29 protein-coding genes and 4 pseudogenes are annotated in these 25,204 nt (G+C 40.6%); 4 read left to right on the top strand and 29 right to left on the bottom strand.

The window, feature by feature from the left end; all coding sequences use genetic code 11:
* Position 1: 1 nt before the first annotated feature.
* The 16 genes from EBQ12_RS09260 to EBQ12_RS09190 form a co-directional block, all read right to left on the bottom strand.
* Complete coding sequence (locus EBQ12_RS09260) at positions 2-214, bottom strand: YqzN/YkzM domain-containing protein (protein WP_008344108.1); 213 nt, start codon at positions 212-214, stop codon at positions 2-4.
* A complete protein-coding gene (locus EBQ12_RS09255; RefSeq protein WP_041091933.1) occupies positions 201-656 on the bottom strand; it encodes a phage tail terminator family protein in 456 nt (151 codons plus the stop codon). Before EBQ12_RS09255 ends, EBQ12_RS09260 begins: the two co-directional genes overlap by 14 nt.
* A gap of 4 nt (positions 657-660) precedes the next feature.
* Complete coding sequence (locus tag EBQ12_RS09250; RefSeq protein ID WP_025207873.1) at positions 661-1,158, bottom strand: HK97 gp10 family phage protein; 498 nt, start codon at positions 1,156-1,158, stop codon at positions 661-663.
* The gene (locus EBQ12_RS09245) at positions 1,155-1,511 is read right to left on the bottom strand and encodes a YqbH/XkdH family protein (protein ID WP_017367938.1); all 357 of its coding nucleotides are present in this window, start codon (positions 1,509-1,511) and stop codon (positions 1,155-1,157) included. Before EBQ12_RS09245 ends, EBQ12_RS09250 begins: the two co-directional genes overlap by 4 nt.
* Positions 1,508-1,891, bottom strand: coding sequence for a protein YqbG (gene yqbG / locus EBQ12_RS09240; RefSeq protein ID WP_007500574.1), 384 nt, complete (start codon positions 1,889-1,891; stop codon positions 1,508-1,510). Before yqbG ends, EBQ12_RS09245 begins: the two co-directional genes overlap by 4 nt.
* 13 nt (positions 1,892-1,904) lie before the next feature.
* Positions 1,905-2,828, bottom strand: coding sequence for a phage major capsid protein (locus tag EBQ12_RS09235; protein ID WP_008344119.1), 924 nt, complete (start codon positions 2,826-2,828; stop codon positions 1,905-1,907).
* 22 nt (positions 2,829-2,850) lie between these two features.
* Positions 2,851-3,942 (bottom strand): XkdF-like putative serine protease domain-containing protein, encoded by a 1,092-nt coding sequence (locus EBQ12_RS09230; RefSeq protein ID WP_125589763.1) that lies wholly within the window; start codon positions 3,940-3,942, stop codon positions 2,851-2,853.
* Between the two features lie 34 nt (positions 3,943-3,976).
* Positions 3,977-5,434 carry a phage portal protein gene (locus tag EBQ12_RS09225; protein WP_039169994.1) on the bottom strand — a complete coding sequence of 486 codons (1,458 nt, stop codon included), beginning with the start codon at positions 5,432-5,434 and terminating at the stop codon, positions 3,977-3,979.
* The gene (locus EBQ12_RS09220) at positions 5,431-6,732 is read right to left on the bottom strand and encodes a PBSX family phage terminase large subunit (protein WP_161630747.1); all 1,302 of its coding nucleotides are present in this window, start codon (positions 6,730-6,732) and stop codon (positions 5,431-5,433) included. Before EBQ12_RS09220 ends, EBQ12_RS09225 begins: the two co-directional genes overlap by 4 nt.
* Before the next feature lie 8 nt (positions 6,733-6,740).
* Positions 6,741-7,388, bottom strand: coding sequence for a phage terminase small subunit (gene terS, locus EBQ12_RS09215; RefSeq protein ID WP_058213668.1), 648 nt, complete (start codon positions 7,386-7,388; stop codon positions 6,741-6,743).
* A gap of 151 nt (positions 7,389-7,539) precedes the next feature.
* A complete protein-coding gene (locus EBQ12_RS09210; protein ID WP_017358981.1) occupies positions 7,540-8,058 on the bottom strand; it encodes a sigma-70 family RNA polymerase sigma factor in 519 nt (172 codons plus the stop codon).
* Positions 8,059-8,181: 123 nt separating this feature from the next.
* On the bottom strand, positions 8,182-8,367 hold the full coding sequence (locus EBQ12_RS09205) for an XtrA/YqaO family protein (protein ID WP_370648332.1): 186 nt from the start codon (positions 8,365-8,367) through the stop codon (positions 8,182-8,184).
* A 17-nt stretch (positions 8,368-8,384) separates the two neighbouring features.
* Positions 8,385-8,789, bottom strand: coding sequence for a RusA family crossover junction endodeoxyribonuclease (locus tag EBQ12_RS09200; RefSeq protein ID WP_125589761.1), 405 nt, complete (start codon positions 8,787-8,789; stop codon positions 8,385-8,387).
* A 102-nt stretch (positions 8,790-8,891) separates the two neighbouring features.
* Positions 8,892-9,086, bottom strand: coding sequence for a hypothetical protein (locus tag EBQ12_RS09195; RefSeq protein ID WP_234717158.1), 195 nt, complete (start codon positions 9,084-9,086; stop codon positions 8,892-8,894).
* Positions 9,064-9,216 carry a hypothetical protein gene (locus tag EBQ12_RS19355; RefSeq protein WP_164071363.1) on the bottom strand — a complete coding sequence of 51 codons (153 nt, stop codon included), beginning with the start codon at positions 9,214-9,216 and terminating at the stop codon, positions 9,064-9,066. The genes EBQ12_RS09195 and EBQ12_RS19355 overlap by 23 nt, the downstream gene beginning before the upstream one ends.
* A gap of 18 nt (positions 9,217-9,234) precedes the next feature.
* Positions 9,235-9,474, bottom strand: a complete 240-nt coding sequence (locus tag EBQ12_RS09190; protein ID WP_017358976.1) for a helix-turn-helix transcriptional regulator — start codon at positions 9,472-9,474, stop codon at positions 9,235-9,237.
* A 160-nt stretch (positions 9,475-9,634) separates the two neighbouring features.
* Here EBQ12_RS09190 and EBQ12_RS09185 point away from each other — a divergent pair, with 160 nt between their 5' ends.
* The 3 genes from EBQ12_RS09185 (at position 9,635) to bioB (ending at position 11,749) form a co-directional block, all read left to right on the top strand.
* Complete coding sequence (locus tag EBQ12_RS09185) at positions 9,635-10,012, top strand: helix-turn-helix domain-containing protein (RefSeq protein WP_007500560.1); 378 nt, start codon at positions 9,635-9,637, stop codon at positions 10,010-10,012.
* 243 nt (positions 10,013-10,255) lie between these two features.
* Positions 10,256-10,606 (top strand): hypothetical protein, encoded by a 351-nt coding sequence (locus EBQ12_RS09180; RefSeq protein WP_003213146.1) that lies wholly within the window; start codon positions 10,256-10,258, stop codon positions 10,604-10,606.
* A gap of 147 nt (positions 10,607-10,753) precedes the next feature.
* Entirely contained in the window at positions 10,754-11,749 is a 996-nt protein-coding gene (gene bioB, locus EBQ12_RS09175) for a biotin synthase BioB (protein ID WP_125589759.1), read from the top strand.
* Between the two features lie 40 nt (positions 11,750-11,789).
* On the opposite strand, the gene EBQ12_RS09170 is transcribed toward bioB, so the two are convergent.
* The 4 genes from EBQ12_RS09170 to EBQ12_RS09155 all read right to left on the bottom strand — a co-directional run bounded on the left by EBQ12_RS09170 (position 11,790) and on the right by EBQ12_RS09155 (position 14,994).
* Complete coding sequence (locus tag EBQ12_RS09170; protein WP_007500557.1) at positions 11,790-12,263, bottom strand: hypothetical protein; 474 nt, start codon at positions 12,261-12,263, stop codon at positions 11,790-11,792.
* A gap of 172 nt (positions 12,264-12,435) precedes the next feature.
* The gene (locus tag EBQ12_RS09165; RefSeq protein WP_024719699.1) at positions 12,436-13,269 is read right to left on the bottom strand and encodes an undecaprenyl-diphosphate phosphatase; all 834 of its coding nucleotides are present in this window, start codon (positions 13,267-13,269) and stop codon (positions 12,436-12,438) included.
* Positions 13,270-13,393: 124 nt separating this feature from the next.
* Positions 13,394-14,536, bottom strand: coding sequence for an AI-2E family transporter (locus EBQ12_RS09160; RefSeq protein ID WP_024719700.1), 1,143 nt, complete (start codon positions 14,534-14,536; stop codon positions 13,394-13,396).
* A gap of 65 nt (positions 14,537-14,601) precedes the next feature.
* Positions 14,602-14,994 carry a DoxX family protein gene (locus EBQ12_RS09155; protein ID WP_041507688.1) on the bottom strand — a complete coding sequence of 131 codons (393 nt, stop codon included), beginning with the start codon at positions 14,992-14,994 and terminating at the stop codon, positions 14,602-14,604.
* 200 nt (positions 14,995-15,194) lie between these two features.
* On the opposite strand from EBQ12_RS09155, the gene EBQ12_RS09150 reads away from it, so the two are divergent.
* On the top strand, positions 15,195-16,184 hold the full coding sequence (locus EBQ12_RS09150) for a Gfo/Idh/MocA family protein (RefSeq protein WP_125589757.1): 990 nt from the start codon (positions 15,195-15,197) through the stop codon (positions 16,182-16,184).
* 55 nt (positions 16,185-16,239) lie between these two features.
* Here the strand turns inward: EBQ12_RS09150 and EBQ12_RS09145 are convergent, their stop codons facing one another.
* The 9 genes and pseudogenes from EBQ12_RS09145 to EBQ12_RS19690 all read right to left on the bottom strand — a co-directional run.
* Complete coding sequence (locus EBQ12_RS09145; protein WP_125589755.1) at positions 16,240-16,764, bottom strand: type 1 glutamine amidotransferase domain-containing protein; 525 nt, start codon at positions 16,762-16,764, stop codon at positions 16,240-16,242.
* A gap of 90 nt (positions 16,765-16,854) precedes the next feature.
* On the bottom strand, positions 16,855-17,808 hold the full coding sequence (locus tag EBQ12_RS19725; protein WP_430384048.1) for a methyl-accepting chemotaxis protein: 954 nt from the start codon (positions 17,806-17,808) through the stop codon (positions 16,855-16,857).
* Positions 17,800-18,702 (bottom strand): annotated as a pseudogene (locus tag EBQ12_RS19720) (HAMP domain-containing protein); the annotation flags it as partial. The pseudogene EBQ12_RS19720 and the gene EBQ12_RS19725, both read right to left, overlap by 9 nt.
* 305 nt (positions 18,703-19,007) lie before the next feature.
* A complete protein-coding gene (locus EBQ12_RS19715) occupies positions 19,008-19,955 on the bottom strand; it encodes a methyl-accepting chemotaxis protein (RefSeq protein ID WP_370539194.1) in 948 nt (315 codons plus the stop codon).
* Positions 19,947-20,843, bottom strand: a pseudogene (locus EBQ12_RS19710) (cache domain-containing protein); the annotation flags it as partial. The pseudogene EBQ12_RS19710 and the gene EBQ12_RS19715, both read right to left, overlap by 9 nt.
* 317 nt (positions 20,844-21,160) lie before the next feature.
* Positions 21,161-22,111 (bottom strand): methyl-accepting chemotaxis protein, encoded by a 951-nt coding sequence (locus EBQ12_RS19705; protein WP_370529239.1) that lies wholly within the window; start codon positions 22,109-22,111, stop codon positions 21,161-21,163.
* Positions 22,106-22,993 (bottom strand): annotated as a pseudogene (locus EBQ12_RS19700) (HAMP domain-containing protein); the annotation flags it as partial. The gene EBQ12_RS19705 and the pseudogene EBQ12_RS19700, both read right to left, overlap by 6 nt.
* 282 nt (positions 22,994-23,275) lie before the next feature.
* A complete protein-coding gene (locus EBQ12_RS19695) occupies positions 23,276-24,103 on the bottom strand; it encodes a methyl-accepting chemotaxis protein (RefSeq protein WP_375831112.1) in 828 nt (275 codons plus the stop codon).
* Positions 24,104-24,217: 114 nt separating this feature from the next.
* Positions 24,218-25,084, bottom strand: a pseudogene (locus EBQ12_RS19690) (cache domain-containing protein); the annotation flags it as partial.
* Positions 25,085-25,204 lie beyond the last annotated feature (120 nt).

Raw genomic sequence — 25,204 nt, 5'->3', positions numbered from 1 at the left:
TTTAAACCTCCTTGGACAAAAAAGCATCGATGTGCTTCTTTGCTTCTGTTTTTGTAATTGGTTGATGTTTGATATAAAAAAGAGCACCTTCAAGGATTTCTGGTTTTACCCCAAAAAGATCCTTGCTGTGCTCTTTTAAGGCTTCAAATGAAAAGCCAAATTCTTTTTCTTCGCCCGCTGTTTGATCGAGCTGTGTTTTTTTAGTCTTGCTCACGTTTGATCACCCCATCTGAAAAATTGATATCTTCTAGGCTTGGCTGTTTATCTCGGTTGTACCAATAGCTGCTATCCCACGTCAGGACAATCGCTGCTACACCTTGATCTATGATTCTTGTTTCCACTCTTTTTATGCGGACATAATCATCAAGCACCTCTCCATCTTCACTGATCATCTGAATGATTTGACGATCAGCAAGCAATGCATCGACGACTGTTTCCGCCGCATCATGCGCTTTTTCTGTATCCATATGAAACACTTTCACTTGCAGCGAATAAGATTTCATAAAAGTAGACACTGTATCTGGACCACTAATGACAGTCACTGGCGGCACATAAACAGATGGCACTTGGAAACGCTCTGGCAGAAGACGATCATACATTTTCACAGGAAAGTGTGTGTATATATAATGCATGATTGCCCCGACTTCTTGATTCATTCCATCACCTCCCAAAATGTCGATCGATCCAGCTTTGAAGCTTTCGATCCAGCGAGTGTTCAAACATTTGTTCATAGAGCATGACGGCATGATCCCAGTACCCATTTCCTTCAATCCATTGAGATGAAAGCATCATGCCAGTACTGGCATTCGGATCATATTCAAAGCGGCTGCCGTTCCATCTGCCAGGCACCCATCTTCGTTCTCCATTTGAAGAAATGGCATGTCCATCATTCACGTAAGAGGCATAATCAAGCTGTGTCCCTACTTCTAGCGTGAGCCCGCCTCGGGAAGTGAGAAAGTGATTCTCCTTGTCACCTTTTTGAAAGGAATTGAGGAGACGGCCTGTATCAACAGCCTTTTCTTTGATGATTTCATCTTGAATGATGTCTAAAAACTGTAAGCCCATTTCCTGTAACCACTCTTGATATTGCGCCGTTAAGCCGCCACTATTTGCCTGTTGGAGCTGGGATAGCAGCCGGTCAAGTCCATCAATTTTCATAGGTTTTCCTTTCTGACGGCCATCACTTCCATGTGATGATTTTTCACTCTTTTTGGCTGTTGCAACTTAAGTGAGATGCCGTTCCACACCATTTTGTCATGCAAACGAATGTCGCTTGCTAGAGGGAAATGGACGAGATAGGACTGATAGATGACTGTATTCGGTTCTTCTTGCACGAGTGACTGGCTTTTTTCTACAACATAGCAAGCCACATCTCTCATACTTGGTGTATCAGGATAAGTGAGGTCCGTCTGCAGATCTCCTGCTGGTATACCAAATTTGCCGCGGACTGCCTCCTCATTCTCCAAGTGAAAAAGATCACAGCGATCCGTTAATAGAGAATCATAGCTCATAATGATCTCACCTTTAAATTGGCGCTGCCGCCAGTTAATGAAGGTTCAATATAATCAACAAGAAGGGCATACACATAAGGTCTGCCTTTCACTTTGTCCGCTGCCTTTGCATATGAATAATCACCCATTTTTTCTGAAGTCAAGCCTTTCATCATGGATTCGTCATCATTCAGCATGGCAAAATACTGGGCCATTTTTAATAAGGCGATCCTTGCTTTTTCAGGAATGGGCTGATATTTTTCATGTGTAAAATCGTGCCCGACCATTTGAAATACCGCTGCTTCTGCTTCAATAATATCTGCCGCTAGTCTCTCTACAGAACGATTTTTCACGCGATCAAATACAGAATAGGCTTGTAGTTCCTCAGCAGAAATGATCATAGCCTGCTGTCACCTACTCTTTCACTTTCATTACTTTGGCTACAGCATCCTCTTCCTCAAATTTGCTGTCGAGCTTCGCTGTCAGAACAATGATAAACTTACGGCTGCGAATATCTTTTTCTACTTCAATACGAATATTGCGAGAAAATCCTACGATAATATTTTTCGGATGTGTCAGTAAAATATCTGATACGTCTGTTCCTTCTTCATCATATGGCTGCATATTGGCAAGACCTTTGACCGGAACACCGAATGCAGAAGAAAGTCCGCCTTGAATCGCCGCATCTCCGAGACCTGTCTGACGGTTTGCTACTTGGTCTTTCCACTCGACCTCTAAACTTGGGGATGTATAAAAACGGAAATCCTGAGGTACACGTAAATATTTTGACGGCATCGCTTTATAGGCTTGTTTGAACATTTGACGGCTAATTTCCGCTCCATTCGCATCGACAATATGAGAAACTGCCTGTTTTCGTACGCCATCCATTTGAGCTAAAAATGGATCTTGTGATGTTGTATCACCGTTGACGATCAGTTCTTCAATATCGACTGCCGCTCGTTCCGCCAGCATTTGCATAATGGTCTGCTGAATCCCGTCTTTTTCAATGTTGTTTTCAATGCTGTCGTACGTCATATGAATCTCAGCAATGACTTCTTTTGCATTGAGCTGAACAGTGCTTGTCGCTGGGACAACACGGTCTTTTGCATCAAGCGCTTTGCCTTCTTCTGCTGGGCGTAAAATGCGCTGACCGAAGCCGATTTTTTCGATTTTTTGTGAATCACTTTCCATTGGAATGATACGTGCATCATTTAAAACGGTTGGTGTATTTTGCATCATTCTAATGAATGTGTTAGATTGGGCTGCGTTCATGAGACCGCCTGTTTTTAAGCTGGCAAGTGTCATTTCAGCCTTGCGAATCAACTCTTGATTTCTCACACTTTTTCCTCCTTATTTAGGCTTATAGTAAGCCATCCCATATGGGCTTTGTCATATCATTTTGTGTATCGTGATTTGTTTGTTTAGAAATGCCCCGCGCTTTTTCAAGCATGTGTATCCGCTCTGAAATAGGCAGTAGCTGTTGCTGAAGCACTTCCTGAATCGCTGCTTTTTCTCTGCCTGCTGATTTCTCTAAGGAAGAGAGCTGATGGCGAATTGGCGCAACCACTTGCTCCAGCACTTTTTGTACAGGTTCTTCTTCACCAGTTTGATCTGTCCCTTGTTTATCCGCTTGTTGTAAAACGTTGTCGATGGCCATTTTTGCTTTTTCTAGTTCGCGTACTTGATCAGTCGTTAATCCGGCATCTTGCTTTTGAACGGATGCTGGTCTTTCGCCAATCGTTTGGAGGACATCATTTGTTTTCAACACATCCTGCACAATTGGAATCAATTGTTCAAGTGCCGCTCTTACGCTAGATTCATCACCATCACTTGACTGCAACGTTTCCAGCAGATGATCTAAAACGCTCCAAAATTGTTGTGGCATATTTGCACCTTCCTCTTTCAAAAAGAAATTTTTCAGCAAAGAAAAAAGCCCTCTCTCGTTCGTTTCTTGAGATAGGAGCTGATCGTGTTCCTCTATTGCGATGATGTCTGCTGTTCCAGCCATTGAGTAGCCTGTAATATGGCCTTGCTGAATTTGGTCCCAAATATCTTGTGATGCCTTTGTCACAAGTACCCAAGATCCTTTTTGAATCAGCTCCCCGCCTACTTCAAAATCCGCTGGGGCAATGTATGATTCGACGACTTCGCCAACACCATCTTGAAAATCATGCTGTTTATCAATGTGACGGGCATCTTTCATAAAACCGTGTGCTGCTCTTTCAATTTCTTTGGCCGACATAAAGTCTTGATGTGCATCAGGTGTATTCGGTTCATACACGACGCCATATACGAGGCGATGCGCATCATCTGCCTTCGTCAGGACACTGACTTCTTTTTGAAAGTCAGGCTGCTTTTTCTTTGCTTTCATCAAGAAAAATTTCTTTTGGTTGGCGGCCTTGTCCACATAGGAAACATGTGTAATTTTTGCGTTTTTTAATTCCCTTGGCATATGTTCACCCCCTTTCAAAAAAGCTCACGTCCTTTTATTTCTCCAGCTGGTTTGACTCTGATGGAGACAGCCCATCAGCTGTTTTTATGCGGCTTTCTAAAGGTCGGTGGTAGAATTCTTCCGGCCATTCCTCTAACGTCTTACCAAGAATACGCCCCGCAAGATCTCGTAAATCATTTGGCGATACTGCCCCAGCCTGAATAAATGGTGTCAGAACCTTCGCTATCTCTAATGGATCTCTAAAGTCAGGACCATTTAATAGAAAGCGGACATGCCATATATCTAAATCCGGGAGAAAAAGAGTATTGAGCTTCCCTGTAATAAGATGCCGCTCTGGCTGAAACACTTGCTCCTCCGTTGTTTTTCGCGCGGTATCTGCCGTGGCCTTGTTATAATCTTGTGACTCTCCTGTGTAAATAGGCGGCAGACGAAAAGCGGAGCGGATTTTGTTTCTCGTCTTTTCATCGTATTCTAAAAAGAGCGCATCCTCTTGCAGGATTTCCGCCAAGGATTTAAAGTTCACTTTGACATTTGATACATCTTCTTCACCTGTTAATCCTTTTTCTGTCGGAAGTCCTTCTACTTCAAGCAATAAAAACTTATGCGCATGATCAGACCCTTCAATATCATCCATATAATCTTGTAGCTGCTGATAAGAAGTCTCTGACAGCATGCCGTTTTCAACAATGATGGCACCAGGTACATGCCGTCCTTGCTTAAAATAAAGATAATTCAGCTCTTCTGCTTTTCGTGCGCCATACATATTGACGATGTTGCCAATCCAGCGGGGAATCCCATACGTCCCACTGCCAATTTTAAAATGAATGACTTCTGTTGCTTGAAGTGGTTCTGGTGTAGCATCATCGTACTTGCCTGTTTCATAATTTAATATGCGCGGATCACCATACTCCTTGAAAAAGACTTTCTTCTCATTGATGACCTGCACATATTTTCGGAATCGTTTCTTGCGATTCATCGTCTTTAATTCGCCGTTTTCTGTGTAGCGGAATTCGACGTCGACTGGCTCACTCAGCTTGCAAATGCGAATATGGAGTGCATCCAAATACTCGATTCCTGCCGGCTTTCCTTGTCCATCCCGCAGCACCTCTAAAAAGCCATTTCCTGTTTTCTCCCGGTCTTCTAGGACATAACCAAGAATCACGTCAGCAGACTCATCATAGTTCATGTATTTCGTAAACTCTTCGAGTCTTGTCCATTCCTTCTCGGCTGTCTTCTTTTTGACCGGTTTCACATCTTCCGCATTAAAATCAAAGGCGTATTCCACCCCAAAGCCAAAGCCTAAAATGTTTGTTCGATACGCATCTATACATTGCTGAAGAATCGTTGAGTATTCTGCCATGCTTTTTAATTCATTGATATGGTAGGGCGGGGGGACAATGTCGTCTTTTTCGTATGAAAATTCATCCTCATACATTTGTTTTGTATGATCAGACATGTTGGCCTTCATAATCGTTGCTTTTAATTGTTTCATTGTATGGACCTCCTCTCTCGGTTTGGACGGACACGCTCTGAAGCAGTCTGTTTCAAATCGGTCACCTCATAATCATCTAGCGCATACCAAATGGCGGATAATGTGTGTGGATCGATTTGAAATTCATCTTCCTCTAAGCGGCCGTTCTTATCTGCCTTATAGGTTAGTGATTGAAGTTCATAGATGGTATAAGGGCAAGCATCAGAACAAATGATTTTCTTAAATCGTTTGATTTTCTTTGTATATTGCAAACGTGAGCCTTGGAACTTATGTGCAGCGACCATTTGAAATCCACGCTGCCGAAAATAGTGAATCGTTTTAGGCTCTGCTGCATCTGCCTTAATCAGTTCCTTTGATTCAACAAATTCTTTCAAATCAACAGCTGTTTCATCATCCGTTTTCCCGCGGTCGTAATATTCCCAATAAATATATAAGTACTTTTTTTCATGATCGACAGCTAACCGAATGAGCGCATTGTAGGATTCGACAAATCCAAAATCCATCCCCGCCCGTTTCAGCGGTCTTTCAATTTGCCCGATCGCTTCTAATACGTCAGCATGCTGTCTGACCTCAAATTGCGGAAACACTTTTGTGCCATTGATACCGAAGTATCCCTTCCTTGCAATTCGATAAAGATCTGGATCGTATTCTTTCAGCTCATCCAGCTGCTTGACATAGCTTTTAGGAAGAAATAGATTGTCTTCTGCTGTTGAGTGGTGATAGTACGTATCTTTTATCACGATGGTTCGCTGTTTGTATAAGGTTTCGTCATCAAGGACAAAACGTTTCAGCTGTTCATCTCGAAAGAAATGTCTGTACGTCCAATTATCCTGACCAACGGGATTCGTCGATAACATCATATAAAGAGGTAAAACCGGATGTCTCAGCCTTCCAAGCAGCTCTTTAAACCCTTCATAAGAAACCTCGGAACACTCCTCAATCCAAATCATTGAGATGTTGTTGATCGACTTCAATTTCTCAGGCTTGTCCAGTCCTTTAAATAAAATGCTGCTCCCATTGCGAAAAGTGAGAGCAAGCGGTGAACTGCGGCACTTTACTAGATGATCAATGCCAAGATCGCTGACGATTTCTTGTAAAAGAGAATAGGTCGACTCCCGGTGCGTATCATACACTTCTCGAATGACAAGTGCTGTCCGTTTTTCCTCAAGCAGTTTTAAAATCAGCTTTAAAGCAATGTGATAGCTTTTGGATGAGCCATAGCCGCCTACTAAAAACTGAAACTTTTGATTCCAATCGAACAAAAAGTGTTCAAAGTGAGGATTGACTTCTTTTTCAATCAACGGCGTCATGAATCGTCCTCTTTTCTTTTGATCATGATATGAAGATCTTCTTCTTTTTCCTCACGAACTGCTTTTTTTGTTTTTTCGATTGTCAGCTCAATTTGCTTCAGCCTTAATCTTCGTTCATCTTTCGCATGAGCGAGCTCTTCAAACTGTTTAATCAGCCGTCTTAGCTCTCCCATTGCACGAGATTGGGCATTTAAAAAAGTGGCATGCCGATCCCATGAAAATTGAAACGAAAATTCCTCTGCCGTGATCTCTGGCTCTGGATGAATGCCTTCGCCTGTTTCTTCCTCTAATGAAGAAGGCAAGTACGTCGCCTTTTTCAGTTCTTTGATCATGTCATCTTGATCTGCTACATGCATGATGCGCTGCGCTCGAATAATGGCTGCGTATTGAATTTGAATTTGATCCCAGATGATATCAAGAGATGTGCGCCCATCCATTTTTTCCATGATTTCAATCGTTTCATCTGAAAGAAATTGATGAAAGATCGAGTGCGCCTGCTTTGACGGTGTTTTTTGTCTTTGCCAGCCGTATCGTCTTTTCCATGATTTAACGGTATGGATGGAGACGTTGTATTGATCCGCTAGTTGCTGGTACGTCATCCCTTTCATATAATCCTGCTTAGCCTCTATCCGTTTATCTTTCATTTACATTCACCTGCCGCCTCCTTTTAGTTCGAATGATTCCCTGAAGAGGAATCATTTGTGCCGGGCTAGCAAACATTCGTTTGGTCTTTCTAACTATAGGTGGCAACTGTAAGACAAGCTTTTGAAGATTGAGTGATGAAAGAAAAAAAGCCTATTCAGCAGCTTTGAATAGGCGTTCTTGTACTTTTTTGGACATTTTGGTCCGAGCTCTTTCCATATGTTTTTGGACTGTTCCTTTTTTTACATCTAGCATAATCGCAATCTCACTAAATGACAGACCCTGCGTTGTGTGCATAAAAAACACGTCTTTCTCTCGATCTGTTAAAACAGACAAAGCTTCATCGATTCGCCTTTTATCCCGCTCACTTACCTCTCTTTCTTTCTCTTGAATGAGGGTGTATTCATGTGATAAAGCCTCTAATACCTCTTGATTAGCAAGAATGGTGCGCTGGTACACAGACCGTCTATCTAATCCTCTGCGTGCGCCTGGCTCTCTACCGATTTGAAGCCATTCCACCACGTATTCTAGATCGCTGACCATACTGGCGATCATTTTTTGATCATGTTTGTCCTGATCTGACATCTGTTTCTCTTCTTTGTCTTTCAATTGTTCATATCGTTTTCTGGCATCTTTTAAACTTCTTTTATATTCGATCAGTAAATCTTGCATCTGTGCTCTCTCCTTTTTTAAGAAAATAAAAAACGGACACCAATCAGCCCCTTTTTATAGGGTCTTGATCAGTGTCCGCAGGCTTTCCGTCTTGGACTTATTCAGTTATTCTTGTTCATCAGGCTAGCTGATTTTAAAACCAATCTCGTGATCGACTCTTGCAAAATGTCCTTTTGCTGTTTGAATAATCGTTTTTCCATGCTCAGGTACATCCATCATATAAGCCGTTCCTACGTTTCCATCTAACACAATGACTTGAATCTTTCCTTTTTCCATTTCACCGACAAATGTCTGGTTTTCTTGAATCATGAGTTGTTTTGGCTCGTTCATATGCTTGTCTCCTTATTTGGTGGTGAGGATCTCATATCATCACCCATCGTATTTAAGATGATTTCCATTCGAGGACGCATGCTATAAAACTGTGAAACTCTTAATTCTACAATCTGTAAAGAGGCGTCATCGGCAATGGCATGAAGTGCTTCTTGTATATACTGCAAACTTGGTTGAAGAATGCTGATGTGTACTGGGCGTATCAAGCCTTTTTCAGCAGATGTACGCGTGTCTTGGCTGTTCGCTAGATCAATGGGCATATTGTAAAATAAGCGAATGTCGAGTGATAATGCGCCTTTTATTTTGCTTTTGCATTGCGCTTTAGCGGCTGTTTGAATTCTGTTTATCAATGTCTCTTTTGTGCATAAATGTTCTTTTTCAATGATAAAATGAAGGACCATGCTACGATCTCCCGTCATCCTTCGCCCACTGCCGAATGTCTTGTTCGTTTTGACCCGCATTGAGCAAACATTTCAGGAATGTCATGATTTGCTTCAATCGATTCATGTCGCATTCTTCCTTTCCTTCTTCTTGTCATCAACGGCTTTTTCTGCCATGAGGGTCATGTATGTGCGTTTTTCTTCTGCCGTGGGGAAAGCAAAAATCGGCTCTTTTTGATGAAAAGTGATCCAGCCGCCAGCTTGTACTAGGCAATGCTGTGCTTCTTTTCGGGCATCAAATGTCATCTGATGTCTCATCATCATCAAATCCTTTCTCACGGTCCTCGTCCTCTAATCGATAACCACTTCGGGACATTTCATATGGCCAGTAACGTTTTGGATAGCCGAAATCATTCATTTGCGTCACCATCGGATGTTCGATATTCATTCTGTTTGTCTCCCCTTTTTAAGAACGGTCTTCCTCAAGACTATTACTCTTTTTGTGTAACTTTTGACCAAAAAAAAGCTCTTGAACACCGATATTTAGCAAATCTGCAATATGCTTGGCTATTTCTAAGCTGGGCTTTGTTCGGCCCATTTCTATATTTGCATAGCCACTCGTGTACTTATATCCAAGTTTTTTCGCCATATACGTTTGTGTTTTTCCTTGTAATATTCGTTCTTCTCGTAAATTTTCAAGTTTCATGTTTCCACCTCTTACTCATTATGTGTAAGTTATATTCATTATGATAATATACACAAAACGAGTAAGTCAATCATATTTTTATTCTTTTTGTGTATTTATTTATCTTTTCCGTGTAATTCATGATAAAATTTACACATAATATGAAAAAAAGGTGTTTCCGATGGATAATTTGACTGGAAAGATTCTAACTGAATTAAGAGAGAAACATGGATGGAGTAAGTCTACCGTTGCCAAAAAACTCGGGTTAAAGGCGATGTCGACCTATGCTAACTGGGAGTATGGATTGAGAAAGCCAGATGGTGAAATGATTGTGAAAATCGCCGAGTTATACGGGGTCTCAACAGATTATCTTCTCACAGGTAAAGACAAAAACGCCTCTGATGACGATCTTGCAGATGATCCTGATTTGCAAATTGCGTTTAAAGCTGCCTCCGATTTTTCTGAAGAAGCACGAAGACAAACCATCGACTTTATTAACTACATTAGAGAGAAAGAGAAACAAAAAGGCCGTCAGCCAAAACAGACAGACGACAAATAAAAGATCTCTTTTTATAAAGCATCACATAGCTGGGTAGATACCCAGCTTTTTTTATGTCTCTTTTTCCTCCTAAAAAAGAATGACATATGAATAAAAAATCATGTGTTTTTTGGGTAAAATCGTCTTTCCCTACATAATATGTGACAATTTTCACCAAAAGTACTCATTTTTCCACTTATTTTTATTGACATATAATTCTATTATTATTAATATATGTATATACCAAAAAAAGGAGTGTTACCGATGAAAAAATTAATGAAAGCTTGTACATTGTCTTTAGCTGCTTTAGGTGCTCTTACGTTCTTCCAAACTGAAGGTGCTCATGCAGCTGCACAGCCTAAAGAACCAGTTATAGCAAAAGCTCCTATTATGAATAAAGTGATTACAGTGAACCGCACACTTACTGTAGGTTCTTCAATTGCTGTCTCACTTCCAGCTAGCCAAATTTCTGTATCAGGCGCAACGTATGCCATTCAATTAGACCAAACTGCTCCAAATTTCACTTGGATCCGTGCTGTACAACGCGGTTCTGTTACAGTGTCTTACTATAACTCACTAGGTGAGCTCGTCATTAACTATATTACTGTTCGTTAAGCGATTTTTTTCATATGAAAAGGCGATGACTACATGTTCATCGCCTTTTTGTGTTTTTTAATTAAGCCGCTTACCAGTGCTTGCCAATCTCTATCTATTATGTTAACTTTTAATAAAAATAAGTTTACATATTGAGAGGGGCTTATGATGGGAAAAATAACGTCTTTGTCTTGGGAAACGATCGTGAAGAAAGCCATCAATCATGAACCGATTACGATGGAAGAAGGTCTAAATATTCTTGAAGCAGACGACGCAGAGTTGTTACCTATTATGCATGCAGCTTATCAGGTGAGATTTCATTTTTTTCAAAAAAAGGTGAAGTTAAATATGATCTTTAACGCCAAAAGCGGATATTGTCCTGAAAACTGCGGGTATTGTTCACAATCGGTGATTTCAACAGCTCCTGTTGAGAGATATACAATGCTTGACCAAAAAACCATTGTGGCCGGTGCGCGTGAGGCGTTAAAAAGAAAAGCAGGGACTTATTGTATTGTAGCAAGCGGGAGAGCACCTTCGCACCGTGAATTAGATGAAGTCACCGCAGCAGTAAAGGAAATTACCGAGACGATGCCTTTGAAGGTGTGTGCATGCCTTGGGTTATTAAATGAAGAAAAAGCGAAGCGGCTGAAGGAAGCGGGTGTTCATCGGTATAATCATAATCTCAATACACATCAAGATCATCATGCTCAAATTACAACGACCCATACGTATGATGACCGCGTATCGACCATTGATAAGGTCAAACAGTCAGGGATGTCACCATGTTCAGGGGTTATTGTTGGAATGGGCGAAACCAATCAACAAATTGTTGAAATGGCTTTTGCGCTGAGAGCCCTTGATGCGGATTCGATTCCCGTCAACTTTCTCCATGCAATTGAAGGAACGCCTCTTGAACATCAAGAACGCACACATCCGATTAAAGCGTTGAAGGTTTTGGCACTGATGCGATTTATCAACCCGGCTAAGGAAATTCGAGTATCTGGCGGAAGAGAGTTTAATTTGCGAACGCTTCAGCCTCTCGCATTATATGCAGCAAACTCTATTTTCGTAGGCGATTATTTAACGACAAAAGGACAGCAAGTTCAAACCGATCATCACATCATTGAAGATTTAGGTTTTGAAATAGAAGAATGTGCGCTTTAAAAAAGTCTGCCGATGGATCGGCAGACTTTTGACGTTGAGATTAGAATCTTTTATGGAAATCGACAGTACCGCTTCCTTCTTCGCGGTCAAAGCTGCCAACAAAAGTCCAGTTAATATAGCCGCCGTCACCATTGTTGACAAACGTACCATCTTCAAATACCCAAATACCAAACGTAATGCCGTCATATTCAACACTATCATAATAGACAACATTGTTCAGTCCGCTAAAGTCATGATCTTGGCTTAAGTTTTGAACAACTACGTTGTAATTTTGACCTGCTTCATAGAATGCACTGTATGCCGCATTTTTTACAAATCCATCACGATTTTGAGATGATTTTACTGCTTGTTCAATTTTATCGGCAATGGCTACTGGATCAATCGAGACACTTCCATCGACACCTGTTGTCGTAGCAGCTTCAGCCTTTTGACCAAAAGTCGTAAGAGATAAAGGGACAGCAACCATTGACGTAGCAATCATAGAGCTAACAAAAAATTTACTTGTTTTCCTCATTATTTCTAACTCCTCCTTTAATTGGTATGTCTATGTACTACCCTTTTCTTTGTCACTTAAACACTAATTTAAGAAAAAACTTCTTTTTCTACCAATTAAGAGGCTGTTTTTACTGTTTAAAAGGGCAAAACAACAAAAAAACTACTCTTTTAAAAGAGTAGTTTTCCATTCATTACATAAACAGGATGAATAAAATCAGACCTAGGATGATTCGGTAGATCGCAAAAGGCACAAGTTTGATTTTATTAATCAGTTTTAGGAAGAATCGAACAACAAAGAGAGCCACAATAAACGCACTCACAAAGCCCACAATAAAGAATGGAAGCATGTCTGTTGTTAAATATTCGGCATTTTTAACAAGTGTTAAGAGGCTTGCTCCCGCCATAATCGGCATGGCCATAATAAACGTAAAGTCAGCTGCCGCGCGGTGATTCAGTCCAAGAATAACACCACCTGCTATTGTAGAACCTGAACGCGAGAAGCCTGGCCATAGTGCTAAACATTGAAATAGCCCGATATACAGCGCTTGTCTGTACGTCATATTATCCACAGAGCTTGTTTCTGTTTTACGTTTATTGATCCAATCAGCGACAAGCATCAGCACAGCACCTAAAATTAAACCGACAGCGACCGTTCTCACATCAAACAAATATTTATCAATATAATCTTCAAATAAGAATCCTAAAATGACGGCTGGGACGAGTCCAACAGCAATTTGAGCAATGGTCAGCTTATGTCCGCTGCGTTTTTGTTCTTCTGTGATATTTTTCTTTAAGCCTAACAAGTTCAAAATACGATCTTTAAACACGATCATGACAGCTAAAATAGAACCTAACTGAATCACGACTTTAAATGTGTTTGCAGCCTCTGGCGTAATGATGTCTTTTGATTTTAGCCAAAGATCATCAACAATGATCATATGCCCTGTAGACGAGACAGGTGCATACTCTGTTAATCCTTCGACAATTCCTAAAACCAGTGCCACGAATAAATCCCATAGATTCATGATTTTCTTTCCTTTCAATTCTGATCTTTTGAAGGCAAACATCTATGTCCACATAAAGACAAGCTTTCTTTTTCGAAAGCTCGTCTTTATGATACTATATTTTTTTCTAAAAAAGATTATGACATCAAACCTTTTCTTCTTTATACAAATTGGATCGCATTTTGAACCAATCAAACAGGTGGGTCGTGATCACTTTCAGAACGGCATACGTCGGAATCGCGACAATGATGCCGACTACGCTGAACAATTTACCTGCTGTTAATAGAACAAAGATAATCGTGATCGGATGGATATGAAGGTTTTTCCCCATGACCTGAGGAGAAATGAATTTCCCTTCAATAAGTTGAACCACTGTCCAGACAATGATCAGTTTCAGTAGCATAATAGGTGATGTGACAAGTGCAATCACAATCGCTGGTGTAATGGCAATTGTTGGCCCAAGGTAAGGCACTACACTTGTACATGCCGCAATAATCGCCAGAAGCAGCGCATAGTCAAGTCCAATAATCAGATAACCGATTAAAAGAAGAACACCGATACAGAAGCTGACAATGATCTGTCCAAGAATATAAGAGCTTAAGCGATGGTTCATTTCGTGAAGCACGATATGTGTATGCTCTCTAAACTTATTCGGAATAAATTTCAAGAAATAGTCAGGCAGTTTTTTGCCGTCTTTTAATAGATAAAACAGAATGAACGGAACCGTCACGATCGAGATGATAATTTCAGTAAGCGCCCCTAAGAAAGTGCCGACTCCGGTAAAAGTACTTTCCAAAATCTTCGTCGCTTGACTTGACGCTTTACTCACCAATTCAGAGACGTTAAAATTCATCGTTTTCTGCGCCTGATTAATGAAGTTGCTTCCTGTTAGTTGTCGAATCTGTTCTTCTACCGTATCAACGTATTTTGGCAGATTATGAAACAGACTCATCGTTTGTGCTTGTAAAAAAGGAATAATAGATACAATGGTCACTGTAATGATTCCAATAATGACGATATATAAAAGCAAAATCGAAAAGATCCGTTTGACCTTAAATCTCTCTAATAAATTCACAATTGGATTTAATAAATAATACACAACCCCCGTTAAAATAATCGGTAAGGCAATGGTTTTGATGAGTACAATGAGCGGTGTGAAAATAAAAGATGCTTTCATGAAAACAAGGATATTCAACCCTATTAATAGCAGGATGAGTAAAAAGAGAACAAACTTGTTATCAAGAAAAAATTTTCTAAATCGACTGCTCCACATTTGCATAGAATTCATATCTTTCCTCCAAACACGGGCTATTTTATTAGTAAATTGTACACTACTTGATCATCATTTTGTGATCATTGTTTCAGCTTTTCTTCCAGTTTCGCAATGGACATGGCCCATCCAATCAAAATCGGTTGTCCGATTAATCTCATCCATAACAAGGCTTGTTCTGTGCTCTCTTGCCCTGGAAATGGAATCCCTTCTCTCGCAGCAAATAGGTTCGCAGGGAAAATGAGCACCAGATAGACAGCGATCATTTTTGCTGCCACAATCCTTACGTTTGGAAGAAGCAGTAAAACGGCCAGCAGCCATTCCAAGCATGCGGTGGCATAAATGATGCCATAGGGAAATGGCCACCCAGACATCATGCGGGCAAAGCCGCTTGGCTCTATCACATGAAAAACACCGGCTGCTATAAATAAAAGCGCGAATGCGTATGTACTTCCTATATGTAGGATGCGCTTCATGTTCGTTTCCTCCTCCCTCCTTCTCAAGTATTACCCGAATGAAGGAGGAAACTATCCACTTTTCGTACATTTATATTCTTTATGTAAGACGCATCAGCTAAGGTAAAGGTTTCATCCGCTTTTCAATAAAAAAGAAGATTCTTTCATACAAACGCTTTCAAAGCATGTATAATCAGAGAAAAGCAGAAGGAGGGAATGTGATGATTCGATTTGCTGTCATCGGAACGAATTGGATTACAGATCGATTCTTACAGGCTGGTGAAGGAGTGGCGGATTTTACATGTACGGCCGTCTATTCTCGGTCTGCTGAAAAAGGACAGGCATTTGCAGACAAGTATGGCATTGATACTGTCTTTACTAATTTACAACAAATGGCGGCAAGTGATGCGTTTGATGCTGTGTATATCGCAAGTCCAAACGCCCTTCATAAAGAGCAAGCGATGCTGATGATGGCGCATCAAAAACATGTATTATGTGAAAAACCATTGGCCTCTCACCGGAAAGAGGCTGAAGAAATGATTGCTGCTGCGAAAAAATATCAGGTGTGCTTAATGGAAGCGATGAAGACCACATTTCTGCCGAATTTTCTTCAAATCAAACAGCATCTTGATCAACTAGGCCCCATTCGGCAAGTGATCGCTCATTACTGTAAATATTCATCAAGATACGATGCCTACCGAAACGGTGAGATTCCAAATGCTTTTAAGCCGGAATTATCCAATGGCTCCTTAATGGACATCGGCGTGTATCTTGTCTTTCCCATCATTTATTTATTCGGGCTGCCACATCAAATCACCGCGAGAGGCTATACACTTTCTTCTGGAGTAGATGGGAGCGGTTCATTACTTTTACAATATGAAGGGCATCAAGCACTGCTTTTTCATTCAAAAATCTCAACGTCTCATGTATCTGCTGAAATTCAAGGGGAGGATGCCACAATGGTGATTGATCAATTTCACCGTCCTTCTCGTATCACCATCCATGATCGAAATGGACAACAAACCGATATTTCTCTCAAAGATGATCAACCGGCTATGTATTATGAAATCGATCACTTCATTCAATGCATCAAGCAAAAAAAGGGACAGTCGCCAGTCAATACATTTGCCTTATCCGTTCAAACCATGTCCGTCATGGACGAGGCGAGAAGACAAATGGGCATTATCTATCCAGCCGACAGACAAATGTAATGAGGCATTGAATGAACAAAGGGCGTTTTACAGCCCTTTGTTTGTTCGTGTGAATCTAGTTTGCCGCTAATACATCGGCAAATGCTTTCACATATGGCGGAAGGTCCGGCGGGCGTCTGCTTGATACAATATGACCATCTGTCACAACGGCTTCATCAAACCATTCCGCTCCAGCATTCGTCATATCATCTTTAATACCAGGTGTACTCGTTACTTTTTTACCTTTCAGGATACCAGCTGAAATGAGCACCCATCCGGCATGACAGATTTGTCCGATCGGTTTGCCCTTTGCATCAAACGTACGAACGATGTCTAATACTTCTGGATATCGGCGCAGTTTATCCGGTGCCCATCCCCCAGGAACGAGAACCGCATCATAATCATCTGCTTGAATGGAATAGAAGTCTGCATCTGATACAGCTGGCACTCCGTACTTCCCGATATATTCATGATCTGCTTTTTCGCCTACGAGATGGACAGTTGCCCCCTCTTCTCTTAATCGCAAAACGGGATACCATAGCTCTAAATCTTCAAAATCATCACTGACAAACGCAATGACCTTCTTATTTGATAAACGCATAACATCTCTCCTTTTCTTCGGATTTCCTCTATTGTACGAGATCATCTCTTAAAAAGAAAAGCGGTTCCCCTTGAGGAGAACCACTTTCCATTATTCACTGATCTTGAATTTTTTAATTAAGTCACGCAATTCTTCCGCCATTTGGGAAAGCGTCGTCGAAGAAGAACTAATCTCTTCCATTGATGCCAGCTGTTCTTCTGCTGATGCCGCGATATCTTGAATACTTGCTGAACTCTCTCTCGATACATCTGCAATTTCATTCACTGCTTTAGAAATTTGCTCAGATCCTTTTGAAAGCTCACGAACTGTCGTATTCATTTCATTGATTCTTGTCGCAATTTCTGCCGTTTGCTGATTGATTTGTGAGAAGCTTTCTTTTGTTTGGTCTGTAATTGATAGGCCATTTTTTACTTCTTCATTCACAGATTTGAACATATTTTGAGACGTTTCTATTTCAGAGACAATTTCTTTGACGAGTTTTTCAATCTCTTTTGCAGAATCTGATGATTGAACCGCCAGCTTACGGACTTCTTCTGCTACAACCGAGAAGCCTCTGCCTGACTCGCCCGCACGTGCTGCTTCAATGGCTGCATTCAGAGCCAGTAAATTCGTTTGATCTGCTATACCGTTAATGACACCTAAAATGTTGGTGATATCTTTTGATTTATGCTCTAATCCGTTAATCACACTTTCAGCTTCTTTCACTGAATGATCAATCGTTTTCATTTGGCCAACTGTCTGTTCAACAAGCTGTCCACCTGTTTCTGCGACTGTTTTTGATTGAACCGATGATTCTGTAATGACATCAGATGTTTGTGCAACTTCATTTAGACCTTCGTTCATTTGTCTCAAGTGGGCTGCACTTTGTTCCACCATTTCACTTTGATTTTCGTTTCCGTTCGAGAATGTTTCAATGGATGATGTAATGTGTTCGGTTGCTTTTGTCGTTTGACCTGCACTTGCCGTCAGTTCTTCCGACGATGACGCCACGTTCTCAACAGATGTCTGTACAGCTTGAATGACATCTCTGAGTGACTCACTCATTTCATTAAAACTTGTACCGAGCTGACCAATTTCATCCTTTGATTTAACATCAATTTTTTCTGTTAAATCTCCTTCGCTAATCTTCTTAGAAGATGAGACAAGCATGGAAAGTGGTTTTGTAATAGAACGGATGATAAAGAAGATGAGAATACCGCCAATGATGAGCGCACCAGCTAATATAATGGCCGCCATGTTGAAGACTGGCTGCGCCGCTTCTTCTACTTCATTGACAAACATTGTACCGGCAATTTTCCAACCAGTCGCTTTGTTTGTTGTGAACTCCATTTGCTTTTCTTTTCCTTCAAACATATAACTCATTGAACCTTTGTCTTGTGTATAAAGCTTGTCTACCCAATCACCTGTTAATTTTGTTCCTGCTTTTTTCGTTGGATGTGCCACGTATGTTCGATCTGGGCTTCCGATAAAAGCATGACCTTCTTTACCAATATTGATACTATTAGACTCTTTTACTAGATTCGCAATGTCCAGGTTCATGGCAATAACACCAGAACCATCCTCTAGTTTTTTTGAAATCGTCACAACAAGCGTACCAGTTGATGCGGTTGGATATGGAGCGGAAACAGACAGCTCACCGTTTTTCGCCCAGCCATCTTTGTACCAATCCCGCTCAGTTGCGACATAATCAGCAGGCATTTTTTGATTAGGATATCTCGAGAACACTTTTCCATCACTTGAAGCAACAAAGATGCCTTCTGTGTCATCATTCATGCTCATGAACTGCTCAAAGCGTCCTTGAATATCAGTCGTTCCTTTTTGCCCCAGCTTTTTCTCCGTAATCCATTTGCTAAAGAAATCGGCTGCGTCTGTTTTTACTTTTACAACCTTCGTAATGTTTTTGTCCAACTGTTCTACATTTTCCTTTGCACTTTGCATGATTTGATCATTTAAAGAGGTGCTCGCCGTATGATATGAAGAGAATGCCAATACGATAATTGGGCATAAAAGAATAAATAAGAAAGAGAAAACGAGCTTTTTTGATATAGATGGTTTTTTGAAATACTGTATGAAATTCATAAAAAAGAAAACTCCTTTTAGTAAGATAGTATATATATCGGAAGTACTACTAGGTTCTTTACTTTTTTAATTTATTAAAGTCTAGATAAGTCCAAAATACCCAAATTATGTGCAAAGAACGGAAAAACACCTGACGTCAAAACGTCAGGTGTTCCATATGACTCTTATATTTTAAATTGTTTGATGAGCTCTCTCAGTTCTTCTGCCATTTGAGATAAAGTGGCGGAAGATGAGCTGATCTCTTCCATTGATGCCAGCTGTTCTTCTGCTGAAGCCGCAATATCTTGGAACCCTGCGGAACTTTCACGTGAAAGCTCTTTGATTTGATTGACTGCTTGTGAAATATCGTTTGAGCCATGAGAAAGTTCTTGGGCTGATCCGTTCATTTGTTTCATTTGTTCTGTCATTTCTGATGTCTTATGGGTGATTTTCTCAAAACTCACTTTCGTTTCATCTGTAATGTTTAATCCAGATTGAACTTCACCTGCTACTTGTCTAAACATCTTCTGTGACTTTTCAATTTCATCTACAATTTCGTTCGTTAGGCTTTCAATTTCTTTTGAAGAGCTGCCTGATTGCTCTGCCAGCTTGCGGACTTCTTCTGCGACCACAGAGAAGCCTCTTCCTGCCTCACCTGCACGCGCGGCTTCTATCGCTGCATTTAAAGCGAGGAGGTTCGTCTGATCTGCAATGCCGTTGATGACTCCAAGAATGCTTGTAATGTCCTTAGATTTCTGTTCTAGCCCTGCAATCACAAGCTCTGCTTCTTTCACTGCTTGTTCAATCGTTTGCATTTGACCTGCTGTTTTTTGAACGAGCTCTCCACCAGCCTGAGCGGTTTTGCTAGACTCGATAGATGATTCCATCATGTGAGAAGTCGTGTTGACCATATGTGATAAACTGCGATCCATGTCGTTTAGCTGGACAGAGCTTTTTTCAATCATCTCATTTTGATGTTCATTGCTGTTTGAGAACTGTTCAATAGATGAGGTAATATGCTCAGTTGCTTGGGCTGTCTGTCCTGCGCTAGCCGTTAATTCTTCAGATGAGGCAGCAACATTTTCAATTGAATTCTGGACGGCTTGAATGACTTGTTTCAGCTTTGCCGACATATCGTTAAAGCTCTGTGCAAGTTTGCCGATTTCATCATGTGTGCGCACCTCAATATGCTGGGTAAGATCCCCCTGACTGATTTTCTCAGCCGATTCAGAGAGCTCTATGAGTGGTTTTCGGATCGATTTAATAATAAAATAAATCGCGATTCCACCGATGACAATCGCAGCAGCTAGGATGATCATGGTTAAGTCAAGCACTGGCTGCGCGGCTTCTTTCACTTCGTTGACATACATTGTTCCCGCGAGCTTCCAGCCTGTCGCTTCATTTGTGTCATAAAACATTTGCTTCGGCTGTCCGTTGAATTCATATTCGAAACTGCCTTTTTTATTGTTATACATTTTTTCGATGAAATCGCCTGTCAGTTTCGTCCCGGCCTTTTCCGTTTTATGAGCAATGTAACGTTGGTCTGAGGTAGCGACAAACGCATAACCTTCTTGACCAATTTTGATGCTGTTTGTATCTTTCACAATTGTGTTCAATCGTACATTTATGCCGATAACACCAGAACCATCTGCTAATTGTTCTGATATTGTGATGAGCAGGTCATCTGATGACTCATCTGTAAAAGGATCTGAAATGATGAGTTTGTCATCTCCCATTGATTGTTGAAACCATGGTTCATTTTTTGCGCTTTTGGCACTGCCTTTATGAATCTCGGAATATTCAGTTAGTTTACCATTCTGATCTGCAACAAATACTTCTACGACATCGTCGTCTGTTTCCGATAGTTGCTCTAATTTCACCTTAAGTAAATCCTTATTTTTAGAGGCCAGTTCCTTTTTTTTCACCGATTTAGATAAATATGAAACAATATCAATTTTAGGCTGTACATCTTTATTGATCAGTTCATTTAATTGATTCACACCATTTGCTGCGCTAGACATAATCTCATCATTGAGAGACTTAGACGCCACTTCATAGGAAAATGCGGCCAACACAAGAATGGGCACTAGGAGAATCGCTAAGAATGCAGTAATTAATTTCTTTGACATCGTAAAGTGCTTAAAAAAGTTGATTTTTTTCATGACTCTACTCCTTTTGGTTTATGATTTGGGATCATCCCCCTCTATTCTTAGGTAATACGGATTATTTTTCAAGGTGTAATGTTCAAAAAACCATTAAAATAAGCATATTTACCTATTCCTTTCGATTTATTCAGTTCAAAAAAGAACCCCCTAGCTGGAGGTTCTTTTCATTTGGTTTATTCGACTTTAAATTTGCTAATCAAATCACGTAATTCTTCTGCCATTGAAGAAAGGGTGGCAGAGGATGAGCTGATCTCTTCCATTGATGCCAGCTGTTCTTCAGCTGAAGCGGCAATGTCTTGGATATTGGCGGAGCTCTCACGTGATACGTCTGCAATCTCACGGACAGCCTCAGAAACATGTGCAGATCCTTTTGACAATTGGACAACTGTTCGATTCATTGTTTGGAGCTGATCTGAGATTTCTTTGGTCATGTCGAAAATATTGTGGAAGCTGACTTTCGTTTGTTCAGTAAAGCTTAAGCCTGATTGAACTTCTTGATTTACTGCTGTGAATACTTCTTGTGATACATCAATATCTTGAACGATTTCTTTGATTAAGTTTTCAATTTCTTTCGCTGAGTTGGCAGATTGAACAGCAAGTTTTCTTACTTCTTCTGCTACAACGGAGAAGCCTCGACCAGATTCGCCAGCTCTTGCTGCCTCAATCGCTGCATTCAGCGCAAGTAAATTCGTTTGATCTGCGATGCCATTAATGACACCAAGAATCTGGGTAATATCTTTTGATTTGCTTTCCAGCGCACTGATGACATTCTCTGCTTTTTTCACTGATTGATCAATCACGTTCATTTGAGAAGCGGTTTTTTCTACTAGCTGTCCGCCTTCTCCTGCAATCTCTGTTGATTTGATGGATGAAGCGGTAATCGATTCAGCCGACTCGTTCATGTGCTGAAGGCCTCTGTTCATTTCTTCTAACTCTTCTGAGCTTGATTCCACTTTATCATTCTGGCTTTCGTTACCAGTAGAGAATTGTTCAATGGCTAATGTAATATGCTCTGTTGCTTTACTTGTTTGTCCTGCGCTTGCGGTCAGTTCTTCTGATGAAGAAGCGACATTTTCAACGGAGGTTTGGACGGCACCAATGAGGGATCTTAATGAGTCAATCATCGTATTAAAGCCTTTACCAACTTGTCCTATTTCATCATCTGATTGAATCTGAAGTTTATCACGTAAATCACCATCGCTGACCTTTTTCGAGAAACGGGCAAGATTGGATAATCTACTTGAAATAGAGCGGACAATAAAGAAGATGAGGGTTCCTGCTACGATCAGTGTCACACTGAACACAATAATGGCTGTATTGAAAACGGGTTTAGCTGCATCCTCTACTTCTGATACGAGCATCGTGCCGCCGATTTTCCAGCCGGTTAGTTCATTGGTGACATACGCCACCTTTTTATCTGTTCCATTGAGTGTATAGCTGCCGTTTCCTTGTTTGTTTTTAAAAATAATGTTCGCCAAATTCTCATTGACTTTGCTTCCTGGCTTTTGGGTTGGATCTGCTAGCACGGTTTTATCCTTCTCCATGATGAAAGCATATCCTTTTTGACCTATTTTAATTTCTTTTAGCTTTTGAATGAGGCTGTCAATTTCCATATCAAGACCAATTACCCCTGAGCCATCTTTCGTTTTTTGGGCAATGGTGATGACCATTTTACCTGTAGATGCTGCGACGTATGGCTTCGTGATGACTTGTTTACCATCAGCACTCATGGCCTCTTGATACCATGGACGCTCTCTTGGATCATAGCCTTCAGGCATTTTTTGAACTGGGTATTGCATGAACAAGCCCTTTTCTGAACCTGCATAAATGGCTGAGACATCTTTTTCATTAATTTTTCCGTATTGCTGCAATTCTTTAATGGTAGCTTTTCTATTTTTTTCTTGAAGATTAGTCGCTTTGAGATCATCTGTAAACAGGGTCACAGCCTCTGCCTTGTTCCCAATATTCTCATCGATTAAGGTATCAAATGCATTGACCTGACTCATCGCACTGCCCATAATCTGTTTGTCTAACTCTGTTTTTGATGTAAAAAATGCACTGATTGTGAGTGCGACGGTTGGCAGTATGAGGACTACCAAAAAGGCAATAACTAATTTTTTAGAAATGGATGGTTTTTTGAACCATTGGATCATTTTTCCCATTTTCTCTTTCCCCCTTTACTTCTCTAAAGTTATTATCGGATGAAAGGTTTATTTTTAGAGGGCTGGAAATGACGTTTAAAAATAAAAAAAATACCCAGACAATTCTGGATATTTTTTCATCGTTTTTTAATCAATTTTAAATTGACTTGTCAGCTCTTTTAGTTCCTCAGCCATATTGGCAAGTGTGACAGAAGAGGACGAAATTTCTTCCATAGATGCCAATTGTTCTTCAGCAGATGCCGCAATATCTTGAATGTTCGCCGCACTTTCTCTTGAAACTTGACGCATCTCCTGCATGGCTTGTGACACAATTTTTGAACCGCTTGATAGGTCAACCGCTGTATCATTTAATTGAGTGAGCTTTTTCGACATACCTTCTGCCGCCTCATAGATGTTTTGGAAGCTTTCTTTTGCTTCTTCTGTCATCCCAAGTCCTGCATTTACTTCTCGGTTAACAGCTTTGAACATCTCTTGAGATTTGGAAATTTCCAACACAATTTCTTGGATTAGCTTTTCAATTTCTTTCGCTGAATCTGCGGATTGGACCGCTAGTTTTCTGACTTCCTCTGCTACGACAGAGAAGCCGCGCCCTGATTCACCTGCTCTTGCTGCTTCAATGGCTGCATTGAGTGCAAGTAAATTCGTTTGATCTGCGATGCCATTAATGACATTTAAAATGCTCGTAATATCTTTAGACTTGTATTCTAATTCTTTCATGACTTGTTCTGCTTCTTGTACAGATGTGTCGATATGTTTCATTTGATTCGCTGTGCTTTCAACGATACGTCCGCCTTGTCCAGCCGCTTCTGTCGATTGAATGGAGACAGCAGTCACTTCTGATGAAGTTTGTGACATACCTTGTAATCCTTCATTCATTGCGACAAGCTGATTCGTGCTAGATTCGACTTTCTCATTTTGTGCTTCATTCCCATTTGAGAATTGTTCAATCGACATTGTGATATGCTCTGTCGCCTGACTTGTTTGGCTGGCACTAGCAGTCAGCTCTTCTGAAGCTGAAGCCACATTGTCGACAGATTGCTGGACCGCTCGAATAACTTCACGCAAAGATTCACTCATCTTACTAAAGCTTCTTGTGAGGTCTCCTATTTCATCCTTCGATTTGGTTTCGAGGGTTTCCGTTAGATCCCCTTCACTCACCTTTTCTGAGAAATCAACAAGCCTTCTAAGTCCAATTGTGATGGAGCGAACGATAAAGAAGATAGCGATACCGCCAAGGATAAAAGAAGAAATTAAAAGAATAATGGCAGAATTCCAAACTGGCTGTGCTGCTTCTTCTGTTTCTGATACAAACATCGTTCCAGCAATTTTCCAACCTGTTAAATCATTTGTCACAAAAACGAGGCGTTTTTGCTCTCCTTTATTCTCATAAGTTGATGTTCCTTCTTTGCCGCTGTAAAGGATTGATGAAATATTTTCTGTAACTGCAGAGCCTGATTTTTCTTCTGGGTGAGCTACAATCTGTTTGTTTTTATTTGCAATAATTGGGTATCCTTCTCGTCCAATTTTAATATCTTTGATTTTATCGACGATATCTTGAACATCAATATCAATCCCAATGGCTCCCGACCCGTCCTTCAGACGCTGAGCGATTGTGACAACCATGCCGTTTGTTGTGGCAGAGATGTATGGATTGGTGACCACAGGTTCGCCTTTTTCGTCCTGCATCGCCGCTTTATACCAATCACGAGTTGTTGGATCATAGCCTTTTGGCATGTCCACTTTAGGGAACTGAATAAAATCACGATTTTTACTTGCTGCATAAAATCCAACTACATCATCTTCATTGATTTTACTGTATATCTCGAAATGCTCATACAGTTCGTCCTGGTTTTTCTTTTTAAAGTCTGCAGCACTGGATGTTTCGGTAAACAGTTTGACTGCGTTCTCCTTATTCAAAAGCTTTTGCTCGATCATGTCATTCAGCTCATTGACTCTTGCGTTGGCTCCGTACATGATTTCATGATCTAATTCTTCTTTAGCAATCTGATATGAAATCGTACTGAGTGTAATGATAGGCAAGACGAGAACAAGTGT

It is taken from the genome of Bacillus sp. 2B09, assembly GCF_003946835.1.
In the GTDB taxonomy this organism is placed as follows: domain Bacteria; phylum Bacillota; class Bacilli; order Bacillales; family Bacillaceae; genus Bacillus; species Bacillus altitudinis.
Note: the sequence above shows the minus strand (reverse complement) of the source record. Positions and strands in the feature narration are given on the sequence as shown.